Source organism: Neorhizobium sp. USDA 3394 (genome assembly GCF_056280385.1).
The window spans coordinates 1,906,535-1,918,216 of record NZ_JBWCDU010000002.1 but is presented as its reverse complement, the minus strand read 5'-3'; the positions used below and the strand labels follow the sequence as shown (position 1 = coordinate 1,918,216).

The window sequence follows — 11,682 nt, the reverse complement described above, 5'->3', positions numbered from 1 at the left end:
CATGGCCAATATTGTCATTGACCGCATCCGCAAGAGTTTTGGCGCGTTCCAGGCGCTGAAGGAGGTCTCGCTGACAATCAACGACGGCGAGTTCGTATCGCTGCTCGGTCCCTCGGGCTGCGGCAAGACCACGCTCCTGCGCATCATCGCCGGTCTTGAAACCTCGACTTCGGGGGATGTCCGCATCGGCGACAGGTCGATCATCGGCCTGGCACCCAAGGATCGCGGGCTGGCGATGGTCTTCCAGAACTATGCAGTCTTCCCCCATATGACGGTCTACGAAAACGTCGCCTTCGGCCTGCGCATGCAGAAGGCGGACGATACGCGGGTGAAGGCGCAGGTGGAGAAGGCGGCCGGTCTGTTGCATATCGAGCCGTATCTCGACCGTTACCCGAACAAGCTTTCGGGCGGCCAGCGCCAGCGCGTGGCGGTTGCCCGCGCGCTGGCCGTCCAGCCGAAGGTGCTGCTGATGGACGAGCCACTCTCCAACCTCGACGCATTGCTGCGGCTCGAAATGCGCACGGAACTGAAGACCGTGCTGCAATCGGCGGGCACGACGACCATCTATGTTACCCACGACCAGACAGAGGCGATGGGCCTGTCGGATCGTATCGCCGTCATGCACAATGGCGTCGTCGAGCAGGTCGGTCATCCGGTCGAGATCTACAATCATCCGGCCACGCGCTTCGTCGGCGGTTTCATCGGCAACCCGCCGATGAACTTCATCAAGGTGCCCGTCTCGAACGGCCAGGTGGCGGCAGGCGAAGAACAGCTTGCGGCGCCGAAGGATGTCGGCAATGAAATCGTGCTCGGCCTGCGCGGCGAGGCGGTCGAACTGGCGCCGCTGCCCCAGGGGCTGGAGATGAAGGTGCGGGTCGCCGAGCCGATGGGCTCGCACCTGCTGCTGACCGGTTCCATCCACGACCAGCCGGTGCGGGTCATCCTTCCGGCATCCGAGACCGTGAAAAGCGGCGATACGATCGGCCTGAAGCTCGACAGCAAGCGCATCACCTGGCTTTCGCCCGAAAGTGGCAAGTCCTTTCCGGCCCTCTTGGCCTGAGCATACCGGAGTACCCGACATGAACGTGCATATCACTGAGGCGAAGCGCATCCTGGTCGCCAATGACCGCGGCGGCTATACGGTGCCGACCGACCGGCTCTACCCCTTCCAGTGGAACTGGGATTCCGCCTTCGTCGCCATGGGTTTCGCGCTTTATGATACCGACCGTGCCTATCGCGAACTGGAGCGGCTGATCGAAGGCCAGTGGGCGGACGGCATGGTGCCGCATATCGTCTTCCACCAGCCGAGCGAGACCTATTTCCCCGGTCCGAGCGTCTGGCGCACCCGCCACACGATCCCCACCTCCGGTATCACCCAACCGCCGGTCTTTGCGATCGCGCTGCGCAAGGTTTTCGAGGCGGCCGGCAGCGGCGCCGAGGCACGCACCCTGCCGCTCTACGAGGCCGCGCTGAAATGGCATCGCTGGTGGTATTACGCGCGTGATCCGGAAGGCACTGGCCTGGTCGCCCTGCTGCACCCCTGGGAGAGCGGCAGCGACAACTCGCCGGCCTGGGACATCGCGCTCGCCCGCGTGCCGACCACCACCGACACGCCGGTCGTGCGCAAGGATACCGGTCACGTGAACGCCTCGATGCGCCCGCGCGACGAGGACTATAACCGCTTCATCCATCTGGTCGACACCTATGCCGCCTGTGGTTGGGATCCAGCGAAACAATGGGAAAAGGCGCCATTCAAGGTGGCCGAGATCCAGACCACGGCCATCCTGCTGAAGGCAGGCGAGGACCTCGAACATCTCGCCCGCGAATTCGGCCGGATGAAGGATGCCGCCGAGATCGCCGCCTTCAACGAGCTCACTCGCAAGGCGATACTCGCGCAATGGCGTCCGGCCCTGTCCCGCTTCGTGTCCCGCGACCTGATCTCCGGCGAGGATGTCGAAGCCGCGACACAGGCGGGCTTCATCCCCCTCCTGTCGCTCGACTTGGAAAAGAATATCGCCGACGCGCTGGTCGATGAGATGAAGGCCTGGTCGAGGGGCCTCAAAGTCGCCTTCCCGACCACCAAGCCGGGCATCGCAAGCTGGGAACCGAAACGCTACTGGCGGGGCCCTGCCTGGGCGATCATCAACTGGCTGCTGATCGACGGCTTCAAGCGCAACGGTCAGCTGGAAGCGGCCGAAGAGCTGCGCATATCGACGGTCGCGGCGATCGAGGCGGAAGGTTTTGCCGAATATTTCGACCCGGTGACGGGCGAAGGCTGCGGCGGCCTCGGCTTTTCTTGGACGGCCGCCGCTTATATGTGGCTTACGTGGGCATAAGGTTCACAATTCTGGACCTGCTGCGCCATCAGGGAGAGCTGGTCCGAGTTCCCGACACCCAATCTTGATAACCGGCGGCGGCGGTTGCGCTTCAGGAAGGGTGGGCTCCTGGGTTTCCAAGGCTGCACAAATCAGATTCATGACTGTCTTTTGGAGACAGTCATGGGTGTTTTGGATCGTGTAGTCCTTCAGGACGAACAGTGGGAGCGGATATTATCTTGCACTGCGGCGGACACAGGGGCACGAGCCGAGCCGATGAGCAGGGTTGGAATCCGTGGGTTGACTCCTTCCAGCGAAGCCTGCAGCGGCAGAAACAGCGGCTGGAGCGCAAGATCGAGGGCGAGCGCATCCTTCTTGGTGATCTGCCGGAGCTGTCCATCGCAATTCTCGAATTGGCCCGCGAGCGTGGAAGAGTGACCGTGATGGACGCGGCCAAGGTCACAGGCGCAAGCAGAAATACCGTCAAGGATCATCTGCGCGCATTAAACTCGCAGGGGCATCTAGCCCTTCATGGAGCAGGCCGCTGTACCTGGTACGGCCTGAGCTGACCAAGGAAAATGACCGGTGGACCGCCAGTGTGTGAATCAGCGTCGAAGGTTGCCCCCTATGATCGGTCCCGTAAAACCTTGATCTACTGAGATGGAATGCAGATCGGCTGGGGTCATGATCGGCGCCGATGATGACCCCGCCCTCGTTGCGAGTTTTCAAGTAAAGTCAGGCGCTTGCCGCCTTTTCAAACGGAGTCAACCTTCGGTGCTGTTTCACAGCGGATTGGGGCTTAAGAGCCGGGCCGGCCATGCGGTCGGCCAGCTAAAGCATCAGCTCGAAAACGCCTTGAAATCCCTCAGCACATCCCGGTAGCGGATCTGGCTTCCTCTCAGGTGGTCGCGCATGGCATTGCGCGCTGCCTCTTCGTTGCGATCCGAGATCGCCACGACGATCGCTTCATGTTCCGTATGGATCATGCGGCGGTAGGAGGTCTGTTCTCCGGACCGTTCGCCGGGGGTCGCCCTTGATTGCGGAATGGCCGCGGTGCCATGAAATTCCAGATGCTGCCGGAACAGCGGGTTGTTCGTGGCGTCGGCGATGGCGAAATGCAGCGCAAGATCCGCCTCGCGGATGGATTCGTTCCGCTCGATGCATTGCAGGATATGGCGATGACAATCGAAGATCGCCTCTTCCTGAGCTGGTGACCGGCGCATCGCCGCCAGACCGGCAGCCTCGATCTCAAGCGGAGCCCGCACCTCGAGCACCTCCAGATCGGACGATACGCGCGCGCGGTCTATTTTCCGGCCGGAAGGGGCCGGGGCATCCTGGCTGAGTACATAAATGCCCGCGCCCTGTCTCACTTCGACAAGTCCGTCGGAACGCAGAGCGGCGACGGCTTCCCGGACCACCGTGCGGCTGACGCCGTGGGTTTCCGTCAGTTCGACTTCGCTGGGGAGTTTGTCGCCGGGCAGGTACTGACCGCTGGCAATTGCTGCGCGAAGACTTTCTCCGACCCGTGACACCAGCGATCCCGGTCCCCTGTTCCGATCCTTGGTCTGGGTTGTCACGCTCAATCCCCGCTGCAACGACGCGACGCTTCTGCGCCGTATTCATCACACGTGTATGACAAATTCAGGCTCATATCAATGCGGGAGTGAATTCCATCTGTCTTTGGAAGCATTGCTCAAGGCCGGGGAGGCCATAAACTAAAGCTGGACGCTCGGATTCGTCTGCTGTATTTCCTCAATTTGCCGAATGTCAAAAATTGGTATGATGACATCGGCTATCGCTTTCCGACCCTGTCGGCTTTTTTTTCGGCCTGAAGCCGGCGTGCAAACGAGTGACGAGATGCGGACAAATCCAGAAGTTTCCGAATCCGAGTTGGACCGGGAAGCCAGGCTGCAATTCCTCACATGGGAGCGCGGACCTGCGGATATCCAAAGCGATGTCCAGAAAAAGTTGAAGGAAAAGCTGGCACAGTCCGCCGGAGCACGGATCGCGGATAGTGCTTATATCGCAAGCGACGCCCGCGTCTTTACATCCTCCCTGGTCGTCGGCGATCGATCCTGGATTTCGGGACATGCGCTCGTGCGGGGAGAGGTGGAACTCGGCGCCAATTGTTCGGTCAACCCCTACGCATGCATTTCCGGAAAGGTCCGGTGCGGAAACGGCGTGCGTATTGCCTCGCTCGTCTCGATCGTCGGTTTCAATCACGGTTTCGACGATCCGGACATACCGATCAACGATCAGCCTCACGAGACGCTCGGCATTACGATCGGCGATGATGTCTGGATCGGTGCCAATGCCGTCATTCTGGACGGCGTGACGATCGGTAGGGGCGCCGTTGTCGCCGCCGGGGCCGTCGTGACCAAAAACATTCCAGATCTGGCGATCGCGGCCGGCGTACCGGCCAAAGTCGTGCGCCGTCGCGGGGAAACGGCGGCAGTGGGAAAATCGCGCCGGGCCGAGGTCGAGCGGGCGTTGCTGCGGATCAGCAGGGTGTCGGAAGCCGAGTGGCGGGATGTGCGGGAACGGCATCTGACGCCGGAGGGTTATCTGTCGCCGGATGCCCACGGTGTTGCGCGCATGAGCGTCAGGCACGAATGTGATGCGATCGAGATTGCCGCCGGTTTCGGAGAACAGCTTTCCGGGAATGAGGCAAGGGCGGTCGTCGATCGTCTTCAGGCGCTTCAGGATCCCGCGACCGGCTTTTTCCCCGATCCGTTTCAACCGCCCGACCCAGCGAAGAACATCCGCGATAACTCCCCGGCTCTCTATAACGTGCTGGCGGTCGGTTATGCGCTGGAGATACTCGGAGCGCATCCATCCCACTCCATCTCGGGCGTTGAGCTGGACGCGGTCGGGCTTTGTGACTGGCTGGAGGCCTTGCCCTGGAGCAGCCGCGCATGGTGGTGCGGCGACCGGGTCGACGCTATCGCCACTGCGCTTTATTTTAACGCCCGGTATTTCAGGAGCGGCAGGGGGAAGGAAATCCTCTTCGGCTGGCTTTCGACCCATATCGATCGTTCGACAGGACTGTGGGGGAAACCAACCGCCGAACAGGGCTTTCTGCAGCCGGTAAACGGCTTTTACCGCCTCACACGTGGAGCCCATGCCCAGTTCGGCGTCCCTGTTCCTTTTCCTGAAGCTGCGATCAATTCCGTCATGACGCACTACCGAAACAACCAGGGTTTTTCCGGGTCGACCTACACGGCGTGCAATCTGCTCGATACGATACATCCGCTTTGGTTGTGCCTCAAGCAGACGGATTTCATGCGCGGCCAGGCGGAAGCAGTGGCTGAGGACATCATTCTGCGTTCGCCGGACCGGTGGCAGGTAAAAAAGGGCTTTGCCTTCGCAGATGGTCAGGTGGGAAGCCTGCAGGGCACGGAAATGTGGCTTTCGACCCTTCATCTTGCCGCGGACCTGTTGGGCATGGCTGAAAATTTCGCCTACGTTCCCAAAGGCGTGCATCGGACGCGGCCGGCGGGACTGGGGCTGTAGCGGAAGCGCAGATTGTCGCCTAGCGGAACCGCGGCGGCCGCGGCGGCGAGTTCGAGCGGATCTCGTGCACAGGCGCGTGTTTTCCCAGCAGTCTTAACATCTTCTTTTCGTCCTCCAGCCGCATTCCGTTTTTACGGCAGTGTTCGGCGACGTCGTGGTCGCGTGGCCCGGGAATTCTGACCTGCCGGTTGGTATCCTTTTTCATGTCGTTTCCTCCTAACGATAAAACGCCGCAGTCCGGCAAATGTTCATTAGAAGGAACTAAAATTCAACCCCTGCCGTCTCAGGCCCGGCATTAAAAAAGCCCCTCTGCGGAGCAGAAGGGCTTTCTCGTATCAACGCCAGTCCCGATGATCGCGCCAGTCGCGATGACCTCGCCATTCCCAGCGAGGCGGCCCTCGGTAATCCCATCGATCCCGACGATCCCACCGATGGCTATAGCGGGGCGGCGGCGGCCGCCAGCGGTTGGGGCGGCAATCGCCCCACCGGTTCAGGTGGTAACCGCGGCCGCAAGCCCAATCGACCTTTTCGGCGGTTGGTTTTGCCGGGACGGCAATGTTTCCAATCGGCATGGCATTTGCCGCGCCTCCAAAAAAACAAGCTGCGACCAGACTGGCCGCCAAGACTATCCTGCGCATCGGTTTCCTCCAGAAATGCACACGCGGACAGATTGCGGCGCCATCCTTGAACCGTTGCTGAAGTCCACATTCATCTGCGCTTCAGCTTATGTACAGCGCTTAAGGCGCGGTCTTCGCGCACCTCTGCTCAAGCCCCGGAGGCTCTCTTCCAAGAGAGTGCGGCGAGGCGGCTCGAAGAAGGGACCGATCGGTTTCCTTCTGGTCTCAGCCGGCCTCAGCGATAACGTGGGCGGTCCCGGCCGTCGCCGCGACTGTCGGAATCGTCTGAAGACGATCCTCGCTCCAGCCGGTCCAGCACCTGCAGGAGAAGATCCGCACAATCCTTTGTCGGTTCGCCGTCGGCGCAGCGCAGGTCGATCGTGGTTCGCCCGTTCTCGATGCGGAAACGCGCGCCACGCTCCCGTGGCGGTCGACGGTCCGCCACCGGGGTCATCCGCCACTCGTCCCCGTCCCTGTCGGCGTCCGGTCCCTGAGGGCCAGGCGGTGGTGGGTTCGGCGCTCGATCCCGATCTGTCTGTGGCGGGGTGCTGGGAGACGCGTTAGGAGTTTCCTGCGCGAGTGTCAGGTTGGCCGACAGCGAAAGAACGGCCGCTGCCGTGATGAGAAGACGTTTCATGTCGGGCCCTCCGGTTCTGGGTGACCAACAACAATGGCAAGGGCTTGTTTGTTCCGGCCAACATTCGCGCAGCCGCCTTCGGCTCGGTTCACGCGGGCGTTCGCTCGAACCTTCGTCGTTGATGGAAAGATCAGACGAGGTAGTGGATATGGGGTCGTGAATGGTGCGGCGAGGCTTCTACCCGTGCTTCGACGGAGAATACATCCCTGAGCAGGGCTTCGGTCAGCACCTCTTCCGGTGTCCCGCTGGCGACGATCCTGCCGTTCTGCATGACGATCAGCTCATCGCAGAACATGGCCGCATGATTGAGATCGTGAAGCGCGATGATGCTCGTCATCGGCAGGCCGGAAACCAGCCGCATCAGGCCGATCTGATGCTGGATATCCAGATGGTTGGTCGGTTCGTCGAGGATGAGTTCCTTCGGCGATTGCGCCAGCGCCCTTGCGATATGGGTCCGTTGCTTCTCGCCGCCTGAAAGCGATTGCCAGCGGTCGTTGCGCTTGTGGGCCATGCCGGCCCGCGCAAGAGCGGTCTCGACCGCTTCGTCGTCGGTGAGCGACCAGCCGGAAAATATCGACCGGTGCGGAAACCGCCCGAGCTTCACCACATCGACGACCCTCAGATTGGCATTGGTCGTGGCGTGCTGTTCAACAAAGGCGACCCGCTTTGCGATCGCACGCCGCCCGATCGTCTTGAGATCCTTGCCCTCGAGCATGATGGAGCCCGAATGCGGCAGTTTCAGACCCGCGAGCAAACGCAGGAGCGACGTCTTTCCCGAGCCGTTCGGTCCGAGCAGGCCGAGCGTCTTGCCCGGTCGTGCCTCGAACGAAACCCCGTCGAGCACGGTTTTCCTGCCAATTTTCCAGGTGAGGTTCTCGGTCTTGATGCTCATGACGCGCGTTGGAACCGGTAGAGGATGATCGAAAAGAAGGGCACGCCGACCAAGGCGGTGACGACGCCGATCGGCAGGACCTGCTGCGGGATAAGGGTGCGCGACGCAATATCTGCCACAACCATGAAAACGGCACCGATGACGGCGCAGGCGGGAAGCAATCGAACATGCAGCGGCCCGACGGCGAACCGCGCCACATGCGGGACGACAAGGCCGACGAAGCCGATCGAGCCGACCATGCTGACGATCGTCGCCGTCATCATCGCGGTGAGTGCGAAAAGCACGATGCGTGCCCGCGCGACATTGACGCCGAGCGATGCCGCCGCTTCGTCGCCGAAGGCAAAGGCGTCGAGCACGCGGGCATAAAGCAGGCAGGCCACCAGGGCCACACCGACGATGATCGAGACCAGCATCAATTCGGGCCAGCGGACACCGCCAAAGCTACCGAGCAGCCAGAACATAACGTCGCGCGCCTGCTGGGCATTGCCCGACGTCGTGACGATGTAGGAGGTCGAGGCATTGAAGAGCTGCGAAGCGGCGACACCGGCAAGAATGGTGCGGTCCGCACCGCCGCGCGTGCCGTTGGATAGCAGGGCCACGAAGAAGAAGGCCGCGAAGGCGCCGGCAAAAGCACCGGCCGACAATGAAACCGCGCCCGCGCCGACACCGAGGATGACGATCGCGACGGCGCCGGTGGACGCGCCCGCTGAGATGCCGAGAACATAGGGCTCGGCCAGCGGGTTGCGCAGCAGCGATTGCATGATTGCGCCCGACAGGGCGAGGCCCGCGCCGCAAAAGGCAGCGACCAGCGCCCGGCTGAGACGGTAGTCCCAGATGACCGTCTCATGGATGCGGTTGAGCCCGACCGCCGTCCATCCCAGCCGGTTGGTGACCGCAGAAAAGGTGGTCGAGAGCGGGATCGGCAGATCGCCGATCCCGACGCTGATGCCGACGACGAGACCGATGGCTGCAAGCGAAGCCACGAGCACGGCCGCGAAGGCGAAAAGCTGCTGAAGAAAGCGGCGCTTTTCCGTCACTTCAGAAGACCGATGGCCTTCAACTGTTCGGCCACCTGTTCGGCGCCGTAGATCGTCCGCACGGTCGGGTTCATGGCCTGACCGTCCATCACCACCATTGCCTTGTTCTTGACGGCGGTGATCTGGCTGACGGCCGGATCGGTGGTCAGGAACTTGATCTTTGCTTCCGGCTTGTCGAGCTCCCAGCGGTTACGGTCCAGATTGGCGACGACGATCACGTCCGGATTGGCAGCGATGATGCTTTCCCAGCCGAGCGTCGGCCATTCGGCTTCGGCGGTGACGGCATTGCGGCCACCCAGGACATCGGCGATGAAGCCGGACGCTGCGTTCTTGCCGCCAAGATAGGCATCGGCCGACGGGCTGGGGCTGGAGAACCAGAAGACGTAGGAGAGGCTTTTGCCGTCCTTCGAAACGCTGGAGCGGAGCTTGGCCTCGCGCGCCTTGAAGTCGGCGATCAACGCCTGGCCGCGATCGGCGACATCGAAGATCTGCGATAGTTCATCGATTTCCTTGTAGAGCAGATCCATGTTCCAAAGCTGGGCGCGGCTGCCATACTGGTCCTTGACCTCCTTGGTGCTGAGGCAGGTGCTGGGCGAGAGATAGGTCGGGACGCCGACCTTGTCGAAATCCTCACGCTTGGCGACCTTGCTGCTCGGGCCGACCAGGCTTGGCAAGGCGGCGGCCACGAAATCCGGGTTCTCGGCCAGAATCGATTCGAAGGTCGGGAATTCGACGCTCAGAAGCTTGACCTTGGCATTGGCGTCAGCAAGCTGCGGCAGAACCTTGCTCGGCCAGAAGGCGGTGCCGGCCATCTTGTCCTGGAGGCCGAGCAGCAGCAGGATTTCGGCGCTGTTCTGGCCAAGGCCGATGGCCCGTTCGGGCGCCTTCTGGAAGCTGACCTGCGCGCCGCAGTTTTCGACGGTCAGGGGGTATTTCGTCGATGCGTAAGCCGAGGAAACAGTGAAGCTGGATGCAGTCGCGATCAACAGCGCGGTCAAGGTGGATTTTAGCGTGAGCATGGCAGGTCCTGGTTCAAGTCTGCCACGGCGAATAGCCGTTCCTGCTCGTTTTAACAAGATAAAGCCAGTCACCTTTGATGTCGCATTTGAACGGCCTGCGCCTCATCTCTCTCCGCAAGGCCGCAAGGCGCAGCGGGGTGGTGGCGTCAGGTGTGGGCATAGATCCCATACAGCGCGATGAACATGTAAAGGCAGAAAGCTGCCACCGCCACGCCGGCGATAAACATGACCAAGCCCCGGCCGGCGATGACTTTGCGCTTTTTTTGGGGTTCGGAATCTGCCGATGGTGACAATCCCGTCGGCGTTTCGCTCCTTGGCGTTTCGCTTGGCTTCATCGTCTATCACTTCGTCTGGTCGATGGCGTGCGGGGATGGCGGTGTCCGGGAACCCGCGGGCTCGCCGGGGTGCAGGAAAAAGAAATAGACAGCACCGATGACAAGTGCGGCCGCTAGAATGGCGGTGACAAATTTCATCATGTTGTTGCCGGCTTTTCTGGGCGTGTCGTTCATGAAGGCTCGAACAGGCGGATCGGGGAATAGTTCCTCGACCAATGCCGGAAGCGCATGACGCCCCCCAAGAGCGATTCGAGGGCTCCAGGATCAACCTGGTCTTCAGGCCGCTGCCGCAAGCAGGACGCTTGCGAGGATCAGGCAGCCAAGCGCTACGTTCAGTCCGATGTAAAACGCCAGTTCATGTTGGTTGCCGGGTCTGCGGTGCATCTCGTTCTCCTCCTGAAAGCCAAACCTGCCGTCGCGTTGGAAAGTTCCGGCCGGGCATTGTCATGGCGCTGAAAAGGGATCGCACGAAGGAGAACGCGAAGACGCTTCCTAGTCTCCCGCGGCCCCAAGCCCAAGCGGCCCATTGATCCGGTTCAAGGCTTCCCCGAGGGATCTGACCGCTTCCATCGTCGCGGCCTGCGCCGACATCAGCATCGCGAGGTCAGCGTCCTTGCCCTGGTGGGACAGCGCGAGGGCGCGCTTGTGCAGCTGTTGGCTCATGGTGCTGAGCTGCGCAAAGGTATTTTCGTCCATCTTCATCCTCCGAAGTCTGCGCGGCTTTAAAGCCCCAGGCGGCATTCCGTTCCCTCAGCGAGCTGAATGGCAGGAATTCGTAAGCGGCGAACTGAACATGCGGGGATCATCCGCATGCCCCGAAGGTTCCGGCTCCCGCTCTTGGTGGGAGCCGGTTCGTCGTTTTCCAGGTCACTGCTGCGGCAGAACCACATTGCTGTCGGTGGTGCTCTTGACCGGCTTCTGGCCCGGGACATGAGACATGCTGCGCGTCTTGCTTTGCAGCTCGTCACCTTTGACCCGCGTTTTCGTCTGCGATTTGCTGAATGTGCCTTGGTCCATGGCCTGCGCCTTCGACTGCGCCTTCAGCTGGTTGGGGTTCTCGTTGACCTTAGTCTGGCTTTGGGCCTTGCCATCGGCTGTCGCCGCACTGCCTGCAGAGCCGATCGAGGCTGTCGTGCCATCGTCGGTGCGACAGGCTCCGGCGGTACCGAGTGTGCTTGCCGATGTGCCGCCTGCGGCGGCACTGCCACCGGAGCCGACCGTACCAGCCGCGTTGCAGTCCTGTGCAAACACGGGTGTCGTGGCGACCGAGGCCATAAGCACGAGGCCTGCCAGAGTTATCTTCTTAGACATGCCTAT

The 11,682-nt window shown here is 61.6% G+C and carries 15 protein-coding genes; 4 read left to right on the top strand and 11 right to left on the bottom strand.

Going from position 1 to position 11,682, the window contains the following annotated elements:
- Nucleotide 1: 1 nt before the first annotated feature.
- The 3 genes from ACZ9EJ_RS30640 to ACZ9EJ_RS30630 all read left to right on the top strand — a co-directional run bounded on the left by ACZ9EJ_RS30640 (nucleotide 2) and on the right by ACZ9EJ_RS30630 (nucleotide 2,884).
- Complete coding sequence (locus ACZ9EJ_RS30640; protein WP_046629685.1) at nucleotides 2–1,060, top strand: ABC transporter ATP-binding protein; 1,059 nt, start codon at nucleotides 2–4, stop codon at nucleotides 1,058–1,060.
- 19 nt (nucleotides 1,061–1,079) lie between these two features.
- Nucleotides 1,080–2,336: an MGH1-like glycoside hydrolase domain-containing protein gene (locus ACZ9EJ_RS30635; protein WP_046629684.1), complete on the top strand. Its 1,257-nt coding sequence runs from the start codon at nucleotides 1,080–1,082 to the stop codon at nucleotides 2,334–2,336.
- Between the two features lie 200 nt (nucleotides 2,337–2,536).
- Nucleotides 2,537–2,884, top strand: coding sequence for a DUF977 family protein (locus ACZ9EJ_RS30630; protein WP_046640004.1), 348 nt, complete (start codon nucleotides 2,537–2,539; stop codon nucleotides 2,882–2,884).
- A gap of 270 nt (nucleotides 2,885–3,154) precedes the next feature.
- Here the strand turns inward: ACZ9EJ_RS30630 and ACZ9EJ_RS30625 are convergent, their stop codons facing one another.
- Nucleotides 3,155–3,892 (bottom strand): FadR/GntR family transcriptional regulator, encoded by a 738-nt coding sequence (locus ACZ9EJ_RS30625; protein ID WP_046640058.1) that lies wholly within the window; start codon nucleotides 3,890–3,892, stop codon nucleotides 3,155–3,157.
- Nucleotides 3,893–4,172: 280 nt separating this feature from the next.
- Here ACZ9EJ_RS30625 and ACZ9EJ_RS30620 point away from each other — a divergent pair, with 280 nt between their 5' ends.
- Nucleotides 4,173–5,828: an acyltransferase gene (locus tag ACZ9EJ_RS30620; protein ID WP_046640005.1), complete on the top strand. Its 1,656-nt coding sequence runs from the start codon at nucleotides 4,173–4,175 to the stop codon at nucleotides 5,826–5,828.
- Nucleotides 5,829–5,847: 19 nt separating this feature from the next.
- Here the strand turns inward: ACZ9EJ_RS30620 and ACZ9EJ_RS30615 are convergent, their stop codons facing one another.
- The 10 genes from ACZ9EJ_RS30615 to ACZ9EJ_RS30570 all read right to left on the bottom strand — a co-directional run bounded on the left by ACZ9EJ_RS30615 (nucleotide 5,848) and on the right by ACZ9EJ_RS30570 (nucleotide 11,676).
- Nucleotides 5,848–6,033 (bottom strand): hypothetical protein, encoded by a 186-nt coding sequence (locus tag ACZ9EJ_RS30615; protein ID WP_046640006.1) that lies wholly within the window; start codon nucleotides 6,031–6,033, stop codon nucleotides 5,848–5,850.
- A gap of 130 nt (nucleotides 6,034–6,163) precedes the next feature.
- On the bottom strand, nucleotides 6,164–6,400 hold the full coding sequence (locus tag ACZ9EJ_RS30610; protein ID WP_370651201.1) for a GCG_CRPN prefix-to-repeats domain-containing protein: 237 nt from the start codon (nucleotides 6,398–6,400) through the stop codon (nucleotides 6,164–6,166).
- A gap of 280 nt (nucleotides 6,401–6,680) precedes the next feature.
- Nucleotides 6,681–7,082 carry a hypothetical protein gene (locus tag ACZ9EJ_RS30605; protein ID WP_476100460.1) on the bottom strand — a complete coding sequence of 134 codons (402 nt, stop codon included), beginning with the start codon at nucleotides 7,080–7,082 and terminating at the stop codon, nucleotides 6,681–6,683.
- Between the two features lie 130 nt (nucleotides 7,083–7,212).
- The gene (locus ACZ9EJ_RS30600; protein WP_046640007.1) at nucleotides 7,213–7,974 is read right to left on the bottom strand and encodes an ABC transporter ATP-binding protein; all 762 of its coding nucleotides are present in this window, start codon (nucleotides 7,972–7,974) and stop codon (nucleotides 7,213–7,215) included.
- Nucleotides 7,971–9,011: a FecCD family ABC transporter permease gene (locus ACZ9EJ_RS30595; protein WP_046640008.1), complete on the bottom strand. Its 1,041-nt coding sequence runs from the start codon at nucleotides 9,009–9,011 to the stop codon at nucleotides 7,971–7,973. The genes ACZ9EJ_RS30600 and ACZ9EJ_RS30595 overlap by 4 nt, the downstream gene beginning before the upstream one ends.
- Complete coding sequence (locus ACZ9EJ_RS30590; protein WP_046640009.1) at nucleotides 9,008–10,030, bottom strand: ABC transporter substrate-binding protein; 1,023 nt, start codon at nucleotides 10,028–10,030, stop codon at nucleotides 9,008–9,010. The genes ACZ9EJ_RS30595 and ACZ9EJ_RS30590 overlap by 4 nt, the downstream gene beginning before the upstream one ends.
- 146 nt (nucleotides 10,031–10,176) lie before the next feature.
- A complete protein-coding gene (locus tag ACZ9EJ_RS30585) occupies nucleotides 10,177–10,365 on the bottom strand; it encodes a hypothetical protein (protein WP_046629679.1) in 189 nt (62 codons plus the stop codon).
- A gap of 6 nt (nucleotides 10,366–10,371) precedes the next feature.
- Complete coding sequence (locus ACZ9EJ_RS30580; protein WP_476100456.1) at nucleotides 10,372–10,539, bottom strand: hypothetical protein; 168 nt, start codon at nucleotides 10,537–10,539, stop codon at nucleotides 10,372–10,374.
- A gap of 318 nt (nucleotides 10,540–10,857) precedes the next feature.
- Nucleotides 10,858–11,061: a hypothetical protein gene (locus tag ACZ9EJ_RS30575; RefSeq protein ID WP_046640010.1), complete on the bottom strand. Its 204-nt coding sequence runs from the start codon at nucleotides 11,059–11,061 to the stop codon at nucleotides 10,858–10,860.
- A gap of 171 nt (nucleotides 11,062–11,232) precedes the next feature.
- Nucleotides 11,233–11,676, bottom strand: a complete 444-nt coding sequence (locus ACZ9EJ_RS30570; protein WP_251089797.1) for a hypothetical protein — start codon at nucleotides 11,674–11,676, stop codon at nucleotides 11,233–11,235.
- Nucleotides 11,677–11,682 lie beyond the last annotated feature (6 nt).